Raw genomic sequence first — 20,832 nt, forward strand, 5'->3', positions numbered from 1 at the left:
TTTCCCTGCAAACCCGCCCGTCGCAGGCCGCGACGGGCGGGTTTATGCGTCCGGACATGTCCGGAAGCGGTTGACGAAACATGGAACAGTTGGCAAAAGGCCAGCGCCCGGCGCGACCGCAATGGAGCGCCCTTTTTCTTGAGTGGAACCCCCAATGGCGCGTGCAGACTACATCTTCACCAGTGAGTCCGTTTCGGAAGGTCACCCAGACAAGGTTTGCGACCGGATTTCCGACGAGATCGTCGATCTCGTCTATCGCGAAGCCAAGAAGACCGGCACCGACCCCTGGTCTGTGCGCGTGGCCTGCGAGACCCTGGCGACGACCAACCGCGTCGTGATCGCCGGCGAGGTCCGGGTTCCCGATTCCCTGATGAAGAAGGACAAGGAAGGCAACCTCGTTTACAACAAGCGCGGCGAACCGGTCATCAACCCGGCCAAGTTCAAGTCCGCCGCCCGCAAGGCGATCCGTTCGATCGGCTACGAGCAGGACGATTTTCACTGGAAGACGGCGCGCATCGAGGTGCTGCTGCACAGCCAGTCGGCGCACATCGCCCAGGGCGTGGACAATGCCGCGGACGAGCAGGGCTCCGAGGGGGCCGGCGACCAGGGCATCATGTTCGGCTATGCCTGCAACGAGACGCCGGAACTGATGCCCGCGCCGATCTACTACGCCCACAAGATTCTCGAGCGCCTCGCCGCCGCCCGCCATGCCGGCGAGGGCGACGCTGGCAAGCTCGGCCCGGACGCCAAGAGCCAGGTCACCATCCGCTACGAGGGCGGCCGGCCGGTCGAGGTCATCTCGATCGTCGTCTCCACCCAGCACCTGGACCATTCCTGGGATTCCGCCAAGGTCCGTTCGGTCATCGAGCCCTATGTCCGCGAGGCCCTCGCCGACATGCCGATCTCCGATGACTGCAAGTGGTACATCAACCCGACCGGCGCCTTCGTCATCGGCGGTCCGGACGGTGATGCCGGCCTGACCGGCCGCAAGATCATCGTCGACACCTACGGCGGTGCCGCGCCTCACGGCGGCGGCGCCTTCTCCGGCAAGGACACCACCAAGGTGGACCGGTCCGCGGCCTATGCCTCGCGCTACCTGGCCAAGAACGTTGTTGCCGCCGGCCTCGCCGACCGCTGCACCATCCAGCTTTCCTACGCCATCGGCGTGGCGCGCCCGCTGTCGATCTACGTCAACACCCATGACACCGGCAAGGTCGACGATGCCGTGCTGGAAAAGGCGGTCGCCAAGGTCATGGACCTGACCCCGCGCGGCATCCGCAAGCATCTCGACCTGAACAAGCCGATCTACGCGCGCACCGCCGCCTATGGCCACTTCGGCCGCAAGGCCGGCCGCGACGGGTCCTTCTCCTGGGAGAAGACCGACCTCGTCAAGGCGCTCAAGGCTGCCGTCAAGGACGCCTGAACGGGAACCGGCGGGCATGGGCGAGGAGCGCAAGAGCCGGGCGACCGAGGCCTTCTTCGGTCGCCGCCACGGAAAGACCTTGCGTCCCCGCCAGGCCGAAAGTCTCGACGAGACGCTGGCCCGCCTGCGGCTGGATCCGGCTTTGCCGCCGCCGCGGCCGCTGGAAGCCCTCTTCGAAGCGCCCGTTTCCGGTGTCCGTCTCGAGATCGGCTTCGGCGGTGGCGAGCACCTCCACCATGAGACCGGGCGCCATCCCGGCACCGGCTTCATCGGCGTCGAGCCCTTCGTCAACGGCATGGCCAAGCTCTGCCGCCAGCTCGACGAGGAGCCGCGCGCCAACCTGCGCCTCTACGACGACGACGCCACCCGCATTCTCGACTGGCTGCCGGACGCCTCGCTTGCCGGGATCGACCTGTTCTATCCCGATCCCTGGCCGAAGAAGCGGCACTGGAAGCGCCGCTTCGTCAGCCGCGCCAACCTCGACCGCTTCGCCCGCGTCCTGGAGCCGGGCGGCCGCTTCCGCTTCGCCTCCGACATCGACACCTATGTCAACTGGACGCTGCAGCATTGCCGCGCCCACCCTGCCTTCGATTGGCAGGCGGCCAGCGCGCAGGACTGGCACACCCCCTACGAGGGCTGGCCGGGTACCCGCTACGAGGCCAAGGCCGTGCGCGAGGGCCGCACGCCCGCTTACCTGACGTTCCTGCGCACTTGAAGACCCGCGCCGCCGCGCCAGATCCCCGGGCATGAAGAGATCTACGCCTGATCGGTTCCTGAAGAGCAAGGGCCTGCCGCAGAAGGTCTGTGCTGCATGCGGCCGGCCCTTCGCCTGGCGCCGCAAGTGGGCGCGCGACTGGGAAGCGGTGCGCTACTGCTCCGATCGCTGCCGCAGGCAGGGGCGGATGCGGCCTGGCGGGCACGGCGCCACCGCCTGAAACCGGCCGCCCGTGGCGCATGCCATGCGCCCCGCTTGCGTTTTCGCGCGAACAGGCCTATATGGACCTCAAATTCTTGGTCGTATGACGGAGAGTGGGTCCCGCCGGTCCCGCTCTTTTTTGTTACCCGCAACGGGAACCGTCGGCGGCCGGCAGACCACGTATCGGGACCCAGTGTTGGAAAAAGCAGACGACCGCATCATCCGTGAAACCGGTATCGACGCCCGCATCGCCGCCATCGTCGAGCCGGTGATCGTTGGTATGGGCTTCCGCCTCGTGCGGGTTCGCCTGTCCGGGCAGAACGGTCTGACGCTGCAGGTCATGGCGGAACGCCCGGACGGCACGATCACCGTCGAGGACTGCGAGGAACTCTCCCGCGCCATTTCTCCCGCGCTCGATGTGGACGACCCGGTGGACGGCGCCTACCATCTGGAAGTGTCGTCGCCCGGCATTGACCGCCCAATGGTGCGCCGCTCCGACTTTTCCGACTGGCAGGGCCACGTGGTGAAGCTGGAGACGGCCATCCTGGTCGACGGGCGCAAGCGCTTCAAGGGGAAGATCGCCGTGGTCTCGGAAGACGGCTTCACGCTGGAGCGCGACCAGATGAGCTACGGCGACGAGCCGACGGTGGACATTCCCTTCGACGCGGTCGCCGATGCGCGGCTCATCCTCACCGACGACCTCATTCGCGATGCGTTGAAAAAGGACAAGGCGGCGCGCAAGGCCCGCAAGAAAGGCGGCAAGGCGCAAGAGGCGCCGGCCGGAGACAGTGACAACGAGGACTGACGTTTCGAAGGCCCGCGACCAGGCAGGAGCCGGGCGGGCGTTCCACAAGGGAGACCACAATGGCCATCAGTGCAAACAGGCTTGAACTCATCCAGATCGCCGACGCGGTGGCACGCGAGAAGTCGATCGACAAGAGCATCGTCATCCAGGCCATGGCGGACGCCATCGGCAAGGCGGCGCGCTCGCGCTACGGCCAGGAAACCAACATCCGGGTCGACATCAACCCGAACACCGGCGAGATGAAGCTTCAGCGCCTGATGGACGTGGTCGATGCCGTCGAGGATTTCTCGACCCAGATTTCGCTCGACGAGGCCCGCTCGCGCAATCCCGACGCCCAGGTCGGCGACCAGATCGCCGAGCAGCTCCCGCCGCTGGACTTCGGCCGCATCGCCGCCCAGTCGGCCAAGCAGGTGATCGTCCAGAAGGTGCGCGAAGCCGAGCGCGACCGCCAGTTCGAGGAATACAAGAACCGCATCGGCGAGATCGTCAACGGCACGGTCAAGCGCGTCGAATACGGCAACGTCATCGTGGACCTGGGCCGCGGCGAGGCGATCATCCGCCGCGACGAGCTGATCCCGCGCGAGATCTTCAAGTATGGCGACCGCGTGCGCGCCTATGTCTACGACGTGCGCCGCGAGCCGCGCGGTCCGCAGATCTTCCTGTCGCGCAGCCACCCGCAGTTCATGGCCAAGCTGTTCCAGATGGAAGTGCCGGAAATCTACGACGGCATCATCGAGATCAAGTCGGTGGCCCGTGACCCGGGATCGCGTGCCAAGATCGCCGTCGTCAGCCGCGATTCCTCCATCGATCCGGTCGGCGCCTGCGTCGGCATGCGCGGCAGCCGCGTCCAGGCCGTCGTCGGCGAACTGCAGGGCGAGAAGATCGACATCATTCCCTGGTCGCCGGATGCCGCGTCCTTCATCGTCAACGCGCTGCAGCCGGCCGAAGTGGCCAAGGTCGTGCTCGACGAGGATGCCGAGCGCATCGAGGTCGTGGTGCCGGATGAGCAGCTGAGCCTGGCCATCGGCCGCCGCGGCCAGAACGTCCGCCTGGCCTCGCAGCTCACCGGATGGGATATCGACATCCTGACCGAGGAAGAGGAATCGGCGCGCCGCCAGAAGGAATTCGTCGAGCGTTCCAACCTGTTCATGGACGCCCTCAACGTCGACGAGATGGTCGGCCAGGTGCTGGCCTCGGAAGGCTTCACCTCGGTCGAGGAAGTGGCCTACGTCGACCTCGACGAGATTTCCTCCATCGACGGTTTCGACGAGGATACCGCCCAGGAAATCCAGAACCGCGCCCGCGACTACCTGGAGGCCATCGAGGCCGAGCTGGACGAGAAGCGCCGCAGCCTCGGCGTCGAGGACGAGCTGCGCCAGGTGCCGGGCATGACGACCGCCATGATGGCCGCCGTCGGCGAGGACGGCGTCAAGACCATCGAGGACTTCGCCGGCTACGCCGCCGACGACCTGGTCGGCTGGCGCGAGCGCAAGGATGGCGAGACCACGGTGCACGATGGTGTCTTCACGCCGTTCGGCACCACCCACGCCGAGGCCGAGGAAATGGTCATGGCAGCCCGCCTGATGGCCGGCTGGGTGACCGAAGAGGACCTGGCCCCCGCGGCGGATACGGAAGCCGAAGAGGTTGCCGAAGGTGAAACGCAGGAGGCCGGGGCCTGATGGCCCGGCCGGCCGCTGGACACGGGCGAGGGAGCGCTGATTGGAAGCGATGGCCGAACGGACATGCATTGTCACGCGCCAGGCGGGCGAACCGGATCGGCTGATCCGCTTCGTCGCCGGGCCGGACCTGTCCGTCGTCCCCGATCTCAAGCGCAACCTGCCCGGCCGCGGCTGCTGGGTGACGGCAACACGGGCCCGGGTCGACCAGGCGGCGCGGAAGAACCTCTTCCGCCGCGCCCTCAAGGCCGAGGTGAGCGTGGATCCCGAACTGGGCGCGCTTGTCGACCGCCTACTGGTAAAATCCGCGCTCGGGGCCATATTGATGGCAAGGAAGGCGGGTCAGTTCGTGACCGGCTCCGCCAAGTGCGATGCCGCCGTCCGCTCCGGACAGGCCGTGGCCGTCCTTCACGCCTTCGAGGCGGCGCCGGACGGGGTCCGCAAGCTGGATCAGGCGCGCCGGGCGGTTGAATATATGGATGGTCCGGTTATACCGGCCTTCAAACTCTTCCCCGAGGCCGAATTGGGTTTGGCAATCGGGGGTACAAATGTGATACATGCAGCCGTGCTCGACGGGCAGGCCGGCCGGGCGGCGGTCAAACGCATTGTTGCGTTGCACGAATACCGGGAAGGCCCCGGCACTGAGACGGATGCGGCCAAAGCCGCAAAGGATGATAGATGAGCGATAGCAAATCGGGCGACGACAAGACCCTCCACGTAGCCTCCAAGAAGACCCTCACGATCAAGCGTGGCGGGAACGAGCAGGGCGTGGTGCGGCAGAATTTCTCCCACGGGCGTTCCAAGGCGGTCGTCGTCGAGACCAAGAAGCGCAAGTTCTCCCGCCCGGATGAAAAGCCGGCCGCGGAAGTGAAGAAGCCGGCTGCGCCCGCAGCGGCAGCACCGGCTCCCGCGCCCCGGCCAGCCCCGTCGGCGCCGCGCCCTGCGCCGCGCCCGGTTCAGACGTCGGCAGCCTCCGACCTGTCCAACCACGAGATGGATGCCCGCCGCCGCGCGCTGGAAGAAGCCAAGGCCCGTGAGGCCGAGGACCGCGCCAAGGCCGAGGAGGAGGCCCGCCGCCTCGCCGAGGAGGATGCGCGCCGCGCCCGCGAGCGCGCCGAGCGCGAGCGCCAGGAAGCCGAGGAAGCTGCCCGCAAGCAGGCCGAGGTGGAAGCCCAGGCCATGGCCGAGGAAAAGCAGCGCAAGCGCGACGTCGAGCCGCCGAAGGCTGCCAAGCCCGAGCCGGAAATCGCCGAGGACGACGACAAGGTGCGTGGTGGTGCCAAGCGTGGCGCGCCGGCCAAGGTTGATGCCGCGCCCCGCGCGCCGGCCCGTCCGAAGACAGACGAAGGCCGCCGCTCCGGCAAGCTGACGCTCAATCGCGCCCTCAACGACGATGGCGAGGGCCGCGGCCGGTCGCTGTCGTCCATGCGCCGCCGCCAGGAGAAGTTCAAGCGCTCCATGCAGCAGGAGCCGCGCGAGAAGATCGTGCGCGAGGTCGTTCTCCCCGAGACCATTTCGGTCCAGGAACTGGCCAACCGCATGGCCGAGCGTGCCGTCGACGTCGTCAAGTACATGATGAAGCAGGGCCAGATGATCAAGCCCGGCGACATCATCGACGCCGACACCGCGGAAGTGATCGCCGGAGATTTCGGCCACACCGTCAAGCGCGTGTCGGAGTCCGATGTCGAGGACGCCATCATGAACGTCGAGGACAAGGCCGAGGATCTGAAGCCGCGTCCGCCGATCGTCACCATCATGGGCCACGTCGACCACGGCAAGACGTCGCTGCTCGATGCCATCCGCAATGCCAACGTCGTGTCCGGCGAGGCGGGCGGCATCACCCAGCACATCGGCGCCTACCAGGTCGAGAAGAACGGTCAGAAGATCACCTTCATCGATACGCCCGGCCACGCGGCCTTCACCGCCATGCGCGCCCGCGGCGCCAACATCACCGACATCGCCATCCTGGTGGTTGCCGCCGATGACAGCGTGATGCCGCAGACGATTGAGTCCATCAACCACGCCAAGGCGGCCGGTGTGCCGATCATCGTGGCGATCAACAAGATCGACAAGCCCGCCGCCAACGCCCAGAAGGTGCGCACCGAGCTGCTCCAGCACGAGGTGTTCGTCGAAAGCATGGGCGGCGAGACGATGGACGTCGAGGTCTCCGCGCTCAAGGGCACCAATCTCGACGGGCTGCTGGAAGCCATCCTGCTTCAGGCCGAAGTGCTGGAACTGAAGGCCAACCCGGACCGTCCCGCCGAGGGCGCCGTGGTCGAGGCCAAGCTGGACAAGGGCCGCGGCTCGGTTGCTACCGTCCTGGTCCAGGCCGGCACGCTGCGCACCGGTGACATCCTCGTGGCCGGCAACGAATGGGGCCGCGTCCGCGCGCTCGTCAATGACAAGGGCGCCCAGCTCAAGGAAGCCGGTCCGGCCATGCCGGTCGAGATCCTCGGCCTGCAGGGAACGCCGCAGGCCGGCGACACCTTCCACGTTGTCGAGAACGAGGGCAAGGCCCGCGAGATCGCGGAATACCGCCAGCGCAAGGCGCGCGAGATGGCGGTTGCACGCCAGGCTGGCTCGCGCGGTTCGCTCGAGCAGATGATGGCGCAGGCCCGCTCGTCCGAGACGGCCGAGTTCCCGCTGCTCATCAAGGGTGACGTGCAGGGGTCTGTCGAGGCCATTGCCGCCGCGCTCGACAAGCTCTCCACCGACGAGGTGCGGGCCCGGATCATCCACTCGGGTGCCGGTGCCATCACCGAGTCCGACGTGTCGCTGGCCGAGGCGTCCAACGCCGCGATCATCGGCTTCAACGTCCGCGCCAACAAGCAGGCTCGCGACGCCGCCGAACAGGCCGGCATCGAGATCCGCTACTACAACATCATCTACAACCTCGTGGATGACGTGAAGGCGGCCATGTCGGGCCTGCTGTCTCCGGAGCGCCGCGAGACCTTCCTCGGCTACGCCGAGATCCTGGAGGTGTTCAACATCACCAAGGTTGGCAAGGTCGCGGGCTGCCGCGTGACCGAAGGCAAGGTGGAGCGTGGCGTCGGCGTGCGCCTGCTGCGCGACAACGTCGTCATCCACGAAGGCAAGCTCAAGACGCTCAAGCGCTTCAAGGACGAGGTCTCCGAGGTCCAGTCCGGCCAGGAATGCGGCATGGCCTTCGAGAACTACGACGACATCCGCCAGGGCGACGTCATCGAGTGCTTCCGCGTCGAGCAGGTGGCCCGTACGCTCTGAGGCGGGCCGCAGGAGTGAAAACATGCCGGACCGGCGCCGTGCCGGTCTGGTTCTTTTGACGCACGGAAAGCGGTTCCAGTCCGCTGCCGTGAATCAGGGACAGGACAATGTCACGATCCGAATCCTCAAAGGGGCCGTCGCAGCGCCAGCTGCGGGTGGGCGAGCAGGTGCGCCACGCCCTGTCCGATGTCTTGCAGCGTGGTGAGGTGCGTGATCCGCTGCTCGAGACCACGGTGATCTCGGTCAACGAGGTGCGCATGTCGCCCGACCTGAAGATTGCCACGGCCTTTGTCACGCCGCTGGGCCTCGACGATGGCCAGCCGGTGATCAAGGCGCTGGCCGCCAACGCGAAGTTCATCCGTGGCCGCGTGTCGGGCGCCCTGCGCCAGATGAAATACATGCCGGAGTTCCGCTTCCGGCTCGACACCTCCTTCGACAATTTCCGCAAGATCGACGAACTGCTGCATTCGCCGGAAGTGGCCCGCGACCTCGGCCACGACGACGACAACGGCCAAGAAGAAGAATAGGCATGGCACGCCAGCGCAAGAAGAAGGGCCGGGACGTTTCCGGCTGGATCATCCTCGACAAGCCGGCGGGCATGGGGTCCACCCAGGCCGTCTCCAAGGTCAAGTGGCTGTTCAACGCCCAGAAGGCCGGCCATGCCGGGACGCTCGATCCGCTGGCCTCCGGCATGCTGCCGATTGCGCTCGGCGATGCCACCAAGACGGTGCCCTACGTGATGGAAGGCGAGAAGGTCTATGCCTTCACCGTGGCCTGGGGCGAGGAACGGTCGACGGACGACCTCGAGGGCGAGGTGACCGCCACGTCTGACAAGCGCCCGACGCGCGACGGGATCGAGGCCATCCTGCCCGGCTATCTCGGCATCATCATGCAGGTGCCGCCCCAGTTCTCCGCCATCAAGATCGACGGCGAGCGCGCCTATGACATCGCCCGCGACGGCGAGGACGTGGAGATACCGGCGCGCGAAGTCGAGATTTTCAGCCTCGAGATCACCGCCATGGACGCCGGCACGACCACGTTCGAGGTGGCCTGCGGCAAGGGCACCTACGTGCGCAGTCTCGCCCGCGACATGGGCCGCCAGCTTGGCTGCTACGGACATGTCTCCCTGCTGCGCCGCGAGGAGGTCGCCCCCTTCACCGTGGACGACTTCGTCACCGTGGAGGCGCTGGAAGCGGCCCGCGCCAAAGGCGATGCCCTAGCCGAGGACGCATCGACGAAGGAGCGGTTCGCCGCGCTCGACGCGCTGCTCATCGACACACAGGCAGCGCTCGAAGACCTGCCGCACGTGGCGCTGACCGACGATGCGGCCAACCGCGTCCGGCTCGGCAACCCGGTCATCCTGCGTGGACGCGACGCCCCCGTCGAGGCCGACGAGGCCTACGTGACGGCCCGTGGCCGGCTGGTCGCCATCGGTGCGGTTTCCGCCGGCCAGTTCCATCCGCGGCGCGTCTTCGCCTGATCGCATTTCCCGCTGGCCAACCGGAGCCGGCGCTGCGACAGTGCCTGCCGCGTGGCCGCCGGACAAGAAAGCGGCAGCGCTCGCCCGGCGCACAGGTTTTCTTGCCACCGGCACCGCGCACGGATACGCCCTGGCGGGCATTGGGAGACGCATCATGGCCAGCGGCCGAAGGGACAGACGCCGGTCCATCATAACGCGAAGGCGGGTGCCGGTCGGCGCACCGCCGGGAACGCTGGTTGTCGATCCGACCGCTGCACAGCCGGTCATGCGGGTCATGACATGGAGCGAGACGGCCTGCGAGGAGCACGAGAACGTGCGCCTCGACGATCTGGCCGGCCTGCGCTCCAGGGGCAGCCGGATCTGGCTGGATGTGGTCGGCACCGGCGACACGGCGTTTTTCGAAAGCCTCGGCAGCCTGTTCGGCATTGATCCGCTCGTGCTGGAAGACGTGGTCAACCTCAACCAGCGCCCGAAGGCGGAGGACTATCCCGGCTACGCCTATGTCGTCCTGCACATGGTGAGCGGCCTGTCGGTCGGGTCGCGCGAACAGCTCTCCATCATCTTCGGCCGCGATTTCGTCATCACGGTGCAGGAGCGCGCCGACGATTGCCTCGATCCGGTGCGCGAGCGCCTGCGCCGCGGCAAGCCGCGCATCCGGGCGGCGAAGGGCGACTATCTTGCCTATGCCATCATCGATGCGGTCGTCGATGCCTATTTCCCGCTCGCCGAGAACCTCGGCGAGCAACTGGAGGAAATGGAGGACATCATCACGGTCGACCCCGAGCCGGAGCACATCGCCCGCCTGCACGGCCTCAAGCGCGAGCTCGTGTCGCTCAAGCGCTCGCTCTGGCCGATGCGCGAGGTGATGAGCGCCCTGCGCGACGAGGACAACGACATCGTCGAGCATGACACGCGCCGCTACCTGCGCGACGTCCACGACCACGTTCTCCAGCTCATCGACATCATCGAGACCTGCCGCGAAATCGCCACCGGCCTGCACGATCTCTACCTGTCCAGCATCTCCAACCGGATGAACGAGGTGATGAAGGTGCTGACCATCATCGCCACCATCTTCATTCCGCTGAGCTTCCTGGCCGGCATCTGGGGCATGAACTTCACCGACATGCCGGAACTGCACTGGGCCCACGGCTACCCGCTGGCGCTCGGCACCATGGCGCTCATCGCCCTCGGACTGCTGGGCTGGTTCCGCTGGAAGGACTGGCTGTGACATGGTGAGGCCTGGAAGCCGAGCCATGTCCCCGGTTGCGGCGGCCGTCGGCGCGATCCTTCTCTGCCTCGCCGCGCCCGGACCTGCCAGCGCTTCGGACCGTCAATGCGGCTGGTATGTCATCCTCGGCTGCGCGCCGGATGCCTACGGCGCCGAGAAGACGCTTGAAAAAGTGCGCGGTGTCGTCCTGCCGGGCAGCGTCGGCACCCATGTCGTCGAGACGGGCGACTACCCGGACTTCAACCCGGGCCTGTTCTGCGTCGTGGACGGACCCTTCGAATCGCAGGCGCAGGGCGAGAATGTCCATTGGCCGGACATGGTGCCCGGAGCCTATGTGAAGCGAGGGTGCTGATGTGAAGGAACTGTCGATCCACGTTGACGATTTGCGCGGGCCGGAAATCGCCGCACTTCTGATCCGCCATCTCGAACACATGCGCGCGGTCACGCCCGCGGGCAGCGTCCATGCGCTTGACCTTGAACGGCTGCGTCTCCCCGCAATCACATTCTGGAGCGCATGGGCTGGCGAAAAGCTGGCCGGATGTATTGCCCTCAAGGATCATGGCGGCGGGCTGGGCGAGATCAAGTCCATGCACACCGTCGCTGAAATGCGCGGCAGAGGGGTCGGACGCGCGCTTCTGGCGCATCTCCTGTCGCAGGCACGCAGCCACCGTCTGACTCGCCTGTCGCTGGAAACCGGCAAGACAGAGCATTTCCTGCCCGCGCAACGCCTCTACCGCTCATTCGGTTTCAGGCAGACCGGACCTTTCGCCGACTACGGCCCGGACCCGCATTCGTTCTTCATGACCCTGGCGCTTTGACGGAGGTGTAGCGACAACGGCACGGGTCGCGTTACCCCCGCCAGCGCAGCAGCCAGCGCTCCGCCCGCGTGATCAGCCAGCTCACCGTCAGGCCCAGGGCCGACAGCACCAGCACGCCGGCGATCAGCTGGTCGGTGGCGAACAGCGAGCCGGCCATCTGGATATAGGCGCCGATTCCCTTCTGCGCGGCGATCAGTTCCGCCGCGACGATCAGGATGATGGCGATGGCGGAGGTGATGCGCATGCCCGACAGGATGACCGGCATGGCCCCGGGCAGCAGGATCTTGCGCGCGATCTGGGCCCGCGTCAGCCCGAAGCTCTGGCCCATGCGGATCAGCGAACGGTCGACGTTGTCGACCCCGCCGTAGGTGGCGATGATCGTCGGAAAGAAGGTCCCGAACAGGATCAGGCCCACCTTCGAGGCCTCGCCGATGCCGAACCAGATGATGAACAGCGGCAGCAGCGCGATCTTCGGCACCGGGAAGATGGCGGCCACCAGAGGCGTCAGGCTGGCCCGGACCGGGGCAAACAGCGCGATGGCGAAGCCCACCGCCACGCCCAGCACCGTGCCCATGGTCCAGCCGAGCACGAGCCGGTACAGCGAGGCGCTCAGGTGCGCCCAGAGATCGCCCGACCGCCAGAGCTGCACGAAGGCGGCCAGCACCTCGGAGGGGGCCGGCAGCACGAGGTTGGAGATGAAGCCGGTCCGGCTGCCCACTTCCCAGATGGCGAGCAGCACGGCGAAGGTGAGAAGCGCGGTCAGTTTCGACGGCTTGTAGTCGAAGCCGCCGCCGCGAAAGGCGACCGGCTTGCCGCCGGGCTGCTCCTGCTCAGACATCGGCCAGCTCCTTGTCGGCGGCTTCCGCCTCCTCGCGCATCGCGTCCCACAGGCGCTCCTGGATGGCGATCAGCGCCGGGTCGTCGTGACGGCGCGTCTCGATCGGCGTGTCGATGGAAACGACGTCGCGCAGCCGCCCGGGCCGGCGCGACAGGATCGCCACCCGGTGGCCGAGCCGCACGGCTTCCTGCAGGTTGTGGGTGACGTAGACGGCGGTGAACCGTTCGCGCAGCCACAATTGCACCAGGTCGTCCATCAGCAGGTCGCGGGTCTGGGCGTCCAGCGCGGAAAGCGGCTCGTCCATCAGGAAGACGGCCGGGCGGACCGCCAGTGCCCGCGCGATGGCGACACGCTGCTTCATGCCGCCCGAAAGCTGCCGCGGCCAGGCCTTTTCGAACCCGGTCAGCTTGGTGCGCGCCAGCACGTCGGCGATGATGGCCTCGCGTTCCGCGCGGCTCACCGAGGCCTGGTTTTCCAGCACCAGCGCGACGTTGTCATGCACCGAGCGCCAGGGAAGCAGCGCGAAATCCTGGAAGATGTAGGTCAGCGGGTTCAGCGAGTTGGCCGGCGGTTCGCTCATCTGCAGGATGGCGCCGCTGTCGGGCCGCTCCAGCCCGCCGATCATGCGCAGCAGCGTCGACTTTCCGCAGCCCGACGGGCCGACAAGGCACAGGATCTCGCCCGAGGCGATGTCGAGTGAAATGCCGTCCAGCACCGTCAGGCCGCCATAGGATTTCGCGACCGAGCGCAGTGAAAGTTCCAACCCGTCTGGCCCCCATGTTCGGCAAAAGGAACGGGCGGCGGCCCTGCTCCGGCCGCCGCCCCGGTCTGTGACGGTCCGTCAGTAGGTCTCGACGAAGGACGTGTCGACGAGGTTTTCAAGCTTGGCCGTCTCGGGCACCAGCTTTTCGGCCTTGAACCAGTCGAACTGGTCGGTGACCGAGGCCATGTTGAGCTTGCAGTTCGGCTGCAGGCGCATCGCACCGGCCTTGATCGGGCCGGCGGCCTTCTCCAGAGGCCGGTCGGTGTAGACATACTTGTGGATCAGTTCGACCATGGCGTTGGCCGCGTCCTCGCCGGCGGTCTTGTCGACCAGCGCCGCATTGTAATCGGCGATGCCCTTCGAATAGGCCTTGAGGAAGCGCTCCGTCACGGCCCGGTTCTCGGTCGTGTTGGCGGTGGAGGTGAAGACCGTGGTCACCTGGTAGCCGTCGATGTAGTCGGCCACGTCGCCGATGATCTTGGCGCCGCCCGCGCCGGCCAGGCCCTTGGCGATGTGCGGCACGATCGACCAGGCATCGATCTGGCCCGATTTCAGCGCCGCGATCACGGCCGGCACCTTCTGCAGCGGCACCAGTTCCATGTCGGCGGTGGAGAAGCCTTCCTTGGTGGCGATCTTCGAGGCCATGTAGTGGAAGGAGGAGCCCGTGCCGGTGATGCCGAAGCGCTTGCCCTTCAGGTCGGCCGGCGTCTTCAGGCCGGCGTCGTAGGCGGCGTTGGAGGCCAGGATCTTCTGCCCGTCGATGCCCTTTTCCTCCGTCAGCGCGCCGCCGATCACCTTGACCGCGCCTTTTTCGGCCAGGTTGATGAGCGCGCCGGTCATGGCGGTCACGCCGTAATCGATGTCGCCCGAGGCGATCGCCACGGCCATCGGGCCGGCGGCCTGGAACATCACCAGTTCGGCATCCAGGCCCTCGTCGGCGAAATAGCCGCGCTCGTGGGCGACATAGGCGCCGGCGTGCGAGGTCAGCGACAGGATGCCCACCTTGATCTTGTCGGCGGCCTCGGCGCTGCCGGCCATCAGGCCAAGCACGGAGGTGGCGGCGGTGGCGGCCACGAAGGCGCGGCGGGTCAGTCGGTTCAGCGTCATGGGGGTCCTCCCGTTTCTCTTTTCTGGCAATTGTCGCGCAGACATTAGCCGATGATGAACGGTGGGCAAGCCGGAAAGGCCGATTGTTTGTCAGCGGGCTTTCATTTCCGGGGCAATTGCAGTATAGGCACCGCAACATTGCGGCCGCTCTGTCCGCCGTGTTCCATGGCCCGTGCTGGACGACATCCCGGCTCTGGGCGTCCCGATCCTCATTTTCGAAAGGAAAATACGATGTCGATTACGGCTGAGCGCAAGCAGCAGCTCATCAAGGAATATGCCACCGCTGCAAACGACACCGGTTCGCCGGAAGTGCAGGTGGCCATCCTGACCGAGCGGATCACCAACCTGACCGAACACTTCAAGGGCCACAAGAAGGACAATCATTCCCGCCGTGGTCTCCTGATGCTCGTCTCGCAGCGTCGTCGCCTTCTGGACTACCTGAAGGGCAAGGACGAGGAACGCTACAGGACGCTGATCGGCAAGCTGGGCATCCGCCGCTAAGAGACGAGGAAACGCAGCCGGATCGATGCGGCTGCGTTTCCCCTTTCGGGCCATGGTGGCCCGCCCGGCGTTCCCGCCAGCCAAGCGCGGCACTGAAAGGCCGCACGGTAGGGAAAGCCGCCCATGGGACCGGTCATGGGGCAGGATTGCAGGATGCTTGGAAGGCGCTGGCTGCCTTCTTCCGATCAAGCCTCCCGTTGTCTTGCCCGTGGCTCGTCCGAGACGAGAAATTGGAACGCATCGCGGCGCCGGAAACATGGGGGCGCGCCCGTTCCGCCGATGAAAAGGACAAGACATGTTTTCCCACCACAAGGTTGAGATCGAGTGGGGCGGCCGTCCGCTGGTGCTCGAAACCGGCAAGATCGCCCGCCAGGCCGACGGCGCCGTGCTCGCCACCTACGGCGAAACCGTCGTGCTCGCCACTGTCGTCTCCGCGAAGGAGCCGAAGCCGGGCCAGGACTTCTTCCCGCTGACCGTCAACTACCAGGAAAAGGCGTTCGCCGCCGGCAAGATCCCGGGCGGCTACTTCAAGCGCGAGGGCCGTCCCTCCGAGAACGAGACCCTGGTCTCGCGCCTGATCGACCGCCCGATCCGTCCGCTCTTCGCCGATGGCTACAAGAACGACACCCAGGTCATCATCACCGTCGTGCAGCATGACCTGGAGAACAATCCGGACGTGCTGGCCATGGTCGCCGCCTCCGCCGCCCTGACGCTCTCCGGCGTGCCCTTCATGGGCCCCATCGGTGGCGCCCGCGTCGGCTACATCGGCGGCGAATACGTGCTCAACCCGCATGTTGACGAAATGCCGGAAAGCAAGCTCGACCTCGTCGTCGCCGGCACTTCGGACGCCGTGCTCATGGTCGAGTCGGAAGCCCAGGAACTGGCCGAGGACGTCATGCTCGGCGCCGTCATGTTCGGCCACAAGGCCTTCCAGCCGGTCATCGACGCCATCATCAAGCTGGCCGAAGTGGCCGCCAAGGACCCGCGCGACTTCCAGCCGGAAGACCTGTCGGCCCTCGAAGGCGAGATGCTGAAGATCGTCGAAGCCGACCTGCGCGACGCCTACAAGATCGTCGACAAGCAGAAGCGCTACGATGCCGTCGATGCCGCCAAGGCCAAGGTCAAGGAAGCCTTTGCCCCGGCCGAGGGCGAGGACGCCAGGTGGACCGGCGAGCAGATCGGCACGGTCTTCAAGTCGCTTCAGGCCAAGATCGTCCGCTGGAACATCCTCGACACCAAGAGCCGCATCGACGGCCGTGACCTGTCGACCGTCCGCCAGATCGTTTCGGAAGTCGGCCTGCTGCCGCGCACCCACGGTTCGGCCCTGTTCACCCGCGGTGAGACCCAGGCCATCGTCGTCGCCACGCTCGGCACCGGCGAGGACGAGCAGTTCGTCGACAGCCTGACGGGAACGTACAAGGAGCGCTTCATGCTCCACTACAACTTCCCGCCCTATTCCGTCGGCGAAACCGGCCGCATGGGGTCGCCCGGCCGCCGCGAGATCGGTCACGGCAAGCTGGCCTGGCGCGCCATCCGCCCGATGCTGCCTTCGGCCGACCAGTTCCCCTACACGCTGCGCGTCGTCTCCGAGATCACCGAGTCGAACGGCTCGTCCTCCATGGCGACCGTCTGCGGCACCTCTCTGGCGCTGATGGATGCCGGCGTTCCGCTGGCTTCCCCGGTGGCCGGTATCGCCATGGGCCTGATCAAGGAAGGCGACCGCTTCGCCGTCCTGTCCGACATCCTCGGCGACGAGGATCACCTCGGCGACATGGACTTCAAGGTCGCCGGCACGGCCAATGGTATCACCTCGCTGCAGATGGACATCAAGATCGCCGGCATCACCGAAGAGATCATGGATGTCGCGCTGAACCAGGCCAAGGATGGCCGCCTGCACATTCTCGGCGAGATGGGCAATGCCATTTCCGAGAGCCGCGGCGAGCTGGGCGAATTCGCCCCGCGCATCGAGGTCATGAACATCCCGACCGACAAGATCCGCGACGTGATCGGCACCGGCGGCAAGGTCATCCGCGAGATCGTGGAAAAGACTGGCGCCAAGATCAACATCGAGGACGACGGCACCATCAAGATCGCCTCGTCGAACGGCAAGGAAATCGAGGCCGCCAAGAAGTGGATCCACTCCATCGTGGCCGAGCCGGAAGTGGGCGAGATCTACCAGGGCACGGTCGTCAAGACGGCCGACTTCGGCGCCTTCGTCAACTTCTTCGGTCCGCGTGACGGCCTGGTCCACATCTCCCAGCTGGCGCCCGAGCGCGTTGCCAAGACCACCGACGTGGTCAAGGAAGGCGACAAGGTCTACGTCAAGCTGATGGGCTTCGACGAGCGTGGCAAGGTCCGCCTGTCGATGAAGGTCGTCGACCAGGAAACCGGCCAGGAAATCGCCCGCGAGAAGCGTGAGAAGAAGGACGACGACGCCGAGTAAGGCGCGTCCTTCAAAAAGAGGTACGGGGCGCGGGTGGTTTCCATCCGCGCCCCTTTTTCGTGGCGGGAATGACCGATGAGCGACGATGCGCTGAAGACGCTGTTTCACCCCCTGAAGGCCGGCCTGCTCGACATGCCGGACGGCGGCCGCTGGATCGCGGCAGGCCTCGGCGCCGGCCTGTCGCTGCCCGCGGATTTCGGCGCCGGCCTGACGCTGGTGCAGGGGTTCAAGCCGGATCACGACGCGCTGCGCCGCGCCGGGTTCCAGGTGGTGCCCGGCTGGCCGGATGCCACCGCACCTCGCTTCGATGGCGCCATGATCCTTCTCGGGCGCCATCGCGGCCAGAACGAACGCTGGCTGCACGAGGCGGTGGTCCGGCTCCGGCCGGGCGCGCTCGTTCTGGTGGCCGGGGGCAAGACCGAGGGCGCGCAGAGCTTTGCCAGGCGGTTGAAGCCGCTCCTTCCGGATGTCGCGACGATCGCCAAGCACCATGGTCTTGCCATGTGGTTTCGACGGCCGGATGACGCGGCCGCGGCATCCCTCTTTCCGCCGGCCGATGAGGCGAGGATCGACGGGCGTTTCCGCACCGCTGCGGGCATGTTTTCCCATGACCGGATCGATGCCGGGTCGCACCTGCTGGCCGCGCACCTGCCGCAAGGCCTGGCTGGCGCGGTGGCCGATTTCTGTGCCGGCTGGGGCTACCTTTCGGCCGAGGTGGCCGCGCGCTGTCCCGGTGTCGCCTCCATCGACCTCTACGAGGCCGACCACGCGGCGCTTCGGGCGGCCCGGGAAAACCTCGCGGGCTGCCCGGTTGCTGTGGCGTTCCACTGGCACGACCTGGCCGCCGAACCCGTCGAGCGGAAATACGCCGCCATCGTCATGAACCCGCCGTTCCATGCGGGACGGAAGGCCGAACCGTCACTGGGCCAGGCGATGATCCGCCGCGCGGCCTCGGCGCTGAAGCCGGGCGGCCGCCTGTTCATGGTGGCGAACCGCCAGCTGCCCTACGAGGACGAACTGGCGCACCACTTCAGGAGTGTGGAAAAACCCGCCGAAGAGGGCGGGTTCAAGGTCCTGGTCGCTCAGCGCTGAAGGCGGATGCGCGAATTCAGTGAAGCATGCCGGCCTGTGCCGGCATGGCCATGACCGGATCGCTGCTGGCCACGGGCGTCGCGCGCATCCGGGCAGCGAAGGTCTTGCAGTCTTCCAATGGCGCGGGCTTGCCGTAGTAGAAGCCCTGGACCTCGTCGCAGCCCGCCGCGCGCAGCAGCACGGCCTGGCCCTCGGTTTCCACGCCCTCGGCCAGCGTGTTCGCGCCGAGCGCCCGCGATAGGCCGACGATCGTCGATACCAGCGCCCCGGAGTTCTCGTCGCTTTCCAGCCGTTGCACGAAGGACCGGTCGATCTTCAGCTTCCTGAAGTGGAAATCCATCAGATAGCTCAGGTTGGAATAGCCGGTGCCGAAATCGTCGATGGCAATCGACACGCCCATGTCCGACAGCAGCTTGAGGATGCTGGCGGCCTTGTTGCGGTCCCGCGTCATCGCGGTTTCGGTGATCTCGAGTTCCAGCCGCCGGGCCGGCAGGCCGGCTTCTTCCAGCGCGCCCTTGACGAGTTCGACCAGGTCGCCGGACATGAACTGCATCGGCGACAGGTTGATCGCCACGTAGCTGTCCTCCGGCAGCGACAGCGCATCGTGGCAGCCGCGCCTGAGCACCCACTCGCCGATCGGCACGATCATGCCGGATTCCTCGGCGACCGGGATGAATTCCGACGGCGGGATCATGCCGCGTTCCGGGTGGCGCCAGCGCAGCAGCGCCTCGTAGCCGACCACCTTGCCCGTGCCCAGGTCAAGCTGCGGCTGGTAGTGAAGGTCGAAATCGCCCCGCTTCATCGCCACCGGCAGTTCGCCCTCGATCCAGTGGCGGTAGTCGGCGACGCGGCTCATTTCCGGATGGAAGATCGACCACGTGCCGATGCCGCTTGCCCGTGCCCGCTGCAGCGCCAGGTTGGAGCGGCGCAGCAGCACGATCGGGTCCTGGCCGTCCTTCGGCAGCGCGACGATGCCGGCCGACAGGTTCACCGATTGCGGATTGTGCGCCATCTGGTAGGGCCGCATCATTTCCGCCAGCAGGTCCTCGACCATCGTGTCGATGGACTCCGTCATGACCTCGTCGGGCAGGAGCACGACGAACTCCCCGGCGCCCATGCGGCCGATTTCCACTTCGCGCGGGAACTGCAGCTTGAGGCGTTCGCCGAAGGCGCGGATCAGCTGGTCGCCCTGCTGGTAGCCGATGGCGTCGTTGATCTGCTTGAAGCGGTCGATGTCGATGTCGAGCATGAAGATCGGCTTGCCCGATTTCAGCACACTGGCGACGGCCTCGGCGATCTTGGCGATCATCGCCACGCGGGTGTGAAACCCGGTCAGCTTGTCGACATGGGTTTCCTGGTGAACGTATTGCTCCGACTCGTCGACGCCGGCGAAGAAGGCGATGGCGGCGAAGCTGGCGGCAACGGTTCCCAGACCCGCGATCGCGCCGCCGAGCAGGGACGGGGGAATGGATTGCATGTGCTCGGCAAGGCCCAGCTGCATGGCCCATTGGCCAAGCAGCATGCTGCCGAGACCGGATGCTCCGATCGTGATCAGTCGAAAGCGGCGGGTTCGCTTCGGGTTGCCTTTGATAGCCATCACAATCCCCTCTGGAATGGGGACTATACGGCCCAAGGTGTTAATGCTTGACCCAAGAACATCGGTTAACAAACGGCAACCGGTTGCAACTATTCGGGAATCTGGTCCAGCTTCTTCAACGTGTCGATCGACGGCATGGAAATGATGTTGTAGCCGGAATCGACGTAGTGGATTTCGCCGGTCACGCCGGACGAAAGGTCCGACAGCAGGTAGAGCGCCGAGTTGCCGACCTCGTCATGGGTAACGGTGCGCCGGAGCGGCGAATTGCGCTGCTGGAACGAGAACATGTAGCGCGCGTCGGAAATGCCGGCGCCGGCCAGCGTGCGCACCGGCCCGGCCGAGATCGCGTTGACGCGGATGCCGCGCGGACCGTAGTCGTTGGCCAGATAGCGCACCGAGGCTTCCAGCCCCGCCTTGGCCACGCCCATCACGTTGTAATTGGGCATGACGCGGGTCGATCCCGCATAGGTCAGCGTGATGAGGGACCCGCCGTTCGGCATCAGCGCCGCGGCCTTGCGGGAAACCTCGGTGAAGGAGAAGCAGGAGATGACCATCGTGCGCACGAAATTGTCGCGGGTGGTTTCCGCATAGAGCCCCTTCAACTCGTTGCGGTCCGAGAAGCCGATGGCGTGAACGACGAAGTCGAGCGAGCCCCAGTCGTTGCCGAGCGTCTCGAAAACAGCGTCGACGCTGCTCGTGTCCTCCACGTCGCAGGGCAGCAGGTGCTTCGCACCCACCTGGTCGGCCAGCGGCTTGACCCGCTTGCCGAAGGATTCGCCCTGGTAGGTGAAGGCCAGTTCGGCGCCCTGCGCGGCCACGGCCTTGGCGATGCCCCAGGCGATCGAGTGATCGTTGGCAACGCCCATGATCAGGCCGCGTTTGCCCGCCATCAACGAAGTCAT

Annotated in this window: 20 protein-coding genes; 15 read left to right on the plus strand and 5 right to left on the minus strand. The window is 66.4% G+C overall.

What is annotated here, in order from left to right; genetic code table 11:
- Positions 1-154 precede the first annotated feature (154 nt).
- From metK to CSC94_RS03485, 12 genes are all read left to right on the plus strand, one after another.
- A complete protein-coding gene (metK, locus tag CSC94_RS03430) occupies positions 155-1,423 on the plus strand; it encodes a methionine adenosyltransferase (protein WP_099303698.1) in 1,269 nt (422 codons plus the stop codon).
- 16 nt (positions 1,424-1,439) lie between these two features.
- Positions 1,440-2,138, plus strand: a complete 699-nt coding sequence (trmB, locus tag CSC94_RS03435; RefSeq protein WP_099303700.1) for a tRNA (guanine(46)-N(7))-methyltransferase TrmB — start codon at positions 1,440-1,442, stop codon at positions 2,136-2,138.
- Positions 2,139-2,169: 31 nt separating this feature from the next.
- On the plus strand, positions 2,170-2,358 hold the full coding sequence (locus CSC94_RS03440; protein ID WP_205853216.1) for a DUF2256 domain-containing protein: 189 nt from the start codon (positions 2,170-2,172) through the stop codon (positions 2,356-2,358).
- 177 nt (positions 2,359-2,535) lie between these two features.
- Positions 2,536-3,144 carry a ribosome maturation factor RimP gene (rimP, locus tag CSC94_RS03445; RefSeq protein WP_245408237.1) on the plus strand — a complete coding sequence of 203 codons (609 nt, stop codon included), beginning with the start codon at positions 2,536-2,538 and terminating at the stop codon, positions 3,142-3,144.
- A gap of 59 nt (positions 3,145-3,203) precedes the next feature.
- Positions 3,204-4,823: a transcription termination factor NusA gene (nusA, locus tag CSC94_RS03450; protein ID WP_099303704.1), complete on the plus strand. Its 1,620-nt coding sequence runs from the start codon at positions 3,204-3,206 to the stop codon at positions 4,821-4,823.
- A 49-nt stretch (positions 4,824-4,872) separates the two neighbouring features.
- Positions 4,873-5,502 (plus strand): RNA-binding protein, encoded by a 630-nt coding sequence (locus CSC94_RS03455; RefSeq protein ID WP_099303706.1) that lies wholly within the window; start codon positions 4,873-4,875, stop codon positions 5,500-5,502.
- Positions 5,499-8,063, plus strand: coding sequence for a translation initiation factor IF-2 (infB, locus tag CSC94_RS03460; RefSeq protein ID WP_099303708.1), 2,565 nt, complete (start codon positions 5,499-5,501; stop codon positions 8,061-8,063). The genes CSC94_RS03455 and infB overlap by 4 nt, the downstream gene beginning before the upstream one ends.
- Before the next feature lie 107 nt (positions 8,064-8,170).
- Positions 8,171-8,590, plus strand: coding sequence for a 30S ribosome-binding factor RbfA (gene rbfA / locus CSC94_RS03465; RefSeq protein ID WP_099303710.1), 420 nt, complete (start codon positions 8,171-8,173; stop codon positions 8,588-8,590).
- A gap of 2 nt (positions 8,591-8,592) precedes the next feature.
- The gene (gene truB, locus CSC94_RS03470) at positions 8,593-9,543 is read left to right on the plus strand and encodes a tRNA pseudouridine(55) synthase TruB (protein ID WP_099303712.1); all 951 of its coding nucleotides are present in this window, start codon (positions 8,593-8,595) and stop codon (positions 9,541-9,543) included.
- 154 nt (positions 9,544-9,697) lie between these two features.
- Positions 9,698-10,771, plus strand: coding sequence for a magnesium/cobalt transporter CorA (corA, locus tag CSC94_RS03475; protein WP_099303714.1), 1,074 nt, complete (start codon positions 9,698-9,700; stop codon positions 10,769-10,771).
- A gap of 25 nt (positions 10,772-10,796) precedes the next feature.
- The gene (locus CSC94_RS03480; protein WP_099303716.1) at positions 10,797-11,123 is read left to right on the plus strand and encodes a hypothetical protein; all 327 of its coding nucleotides are present in this window, start codon (positions 10,797-10,799) and stop codon (positions 11,121-11,123) included.
- Between the two features lies 1 nt (position 11,124).
- Positions 11,125-11,589, plus strand: a complete 465-nt coding sequence (locus CSC94_RS03485; RefSeq protein WP_205853217.1) for a GNAT family N-acetyltransferase — start codon at positions 11,125-11,127, stop codon at positions 11,587-11,589.
- Between the two features lie 31 nt (positions 11,590-11,620).
- On the opposite strand, the gene CSC94_RS03490 is transcribed toward CSC94_RS03485, so the two are convergent.
- From CSC94_RS03490 to CSC94_RS03500, 3 genes are all read right to left on the minus strand, one after another.
- Positions 11,621-12,427: an ABC transporter permease gene (locus CSC94_RS03490; RefSeq protein ID WP_099303718.1), complete on the minus strand. Its 807-nt coding sequence runs from the start codon at positions 12,425-12,427 to the stop codon at positions 11,621-11,623.
- Positions 12,420-13,190, minus strand: coding sequence for an ABC transporter ATP-binding protein (locus CSC94_RS03495; RefSeq protein WP_099303720.1), 771 nt, complete (start codon positions 13,188-13,190; stop codon positions 12,420-12,422). Before CSC94_RS03495 ends, CSC94_RS03490 begins: the two co-directional genes overlap by 8 nt.
- Positions 13,191-13,268: 78 nt before the next feature.
- Complete coding sequence (locus CSC94_RS03500; protein ID WP_099303722.1) at positions 13,269-14,297, minus strand: ABC transporter substrate-binding protein; 1,029 nt, start codon at positions 14,295-14,297, stop codon at positions 13,269-13,271.
- Positions 14,298-14,528: 231 nt separating this feature from the next.
- Here CSC94_RS03500 and rpsO point away from each other — a divergent pair, with 231 nt between their 5' ends.
- The 3 genes from rpsO (at position 14,529) to CSC94_RS03515 (ending at position 18,333) form a co-directional block, all read left to right on the plus strand.
- The gene (gene rpsO / locus CSC94_RS03505; protein ID WP_099303724.1) at positions 14,529-14,798 is read left to right on the plus strand and encodes a 30S ribosomal protein S15; all 270 of its coding nucleotides are present in this window, start codon (positions 14,529-14,531) and stop codon (positions 14,796-14,798) included.
- A gap of 295 nt (positions 14,799-15,093) precedes the next feature.
- Positions 15,094-17,241, plus strand: a complete 2,148-nt coding sequence (gene pnp, locus CSC94_RS03510; RefSeq protein WP_099303739.1) for a polyribonucleotide nucleotidyltransferase — start codon at positions 15,094-15,096, stop codon at positions 17,239-17,241.
- A gap of 75 nt (positions 17,242-17,316) precedes the next feature.
- A complete protein-coding gene (locus CSC94_RS03515; RefSeq protein WP_099303741.1) occupies positions 17,317-18,333 on the plus strand; it encodes a class I SAM-dependent methyltransferase in 1,017 nt (338 codons plus the stop codon).
- A gap of 16 nt (positions 18,334-18,349) precedes the next feature.
- Here the strand turns inward: CSC94_RS03515 and CSC94_RS03520 are convergent, their stop codons facing one another.
- Together CSC94_RS03520 and fabI are read right to left on the minus strand one after the other, a co-directional pair.
- Positions 18,350-19,930: a putative bifunctional diguanylate cyclase/phosphodiesterase gene (locus tag CSC94_RS03520; RefSeq protein WP_099303743.1), complete on the minus strand. Its 1,581-nt coding sequence runs from the start codon at positions 19,928-19,930 to the stop codon at positions 18,350-18,352.
- A gap of 89 nt (positions 19,931-20,019) precedes the next feature.
- Positions 20,020-20,832 carry an enoyl-ACP reductase FabI gene (fabI, locus tag CSC94_RS03525; RefSeq protein WP_099303745.1) on the minus strand — a complete coding sequence of 271 codons (813 nt, stop codon included), beginning with the start codon at positions 20,830-20,832 and terminating at the stop codon, positions 20,020-20,022.

Source organism: Zhengella mangrovi (assembly GCF_002727065.1).
GTDB lineage: Bacteria > Pseudomonadota > Alphaproteobacteria > Rhizobiales > Rhizobiaceae > Zhengella > Zhengella mangrovi.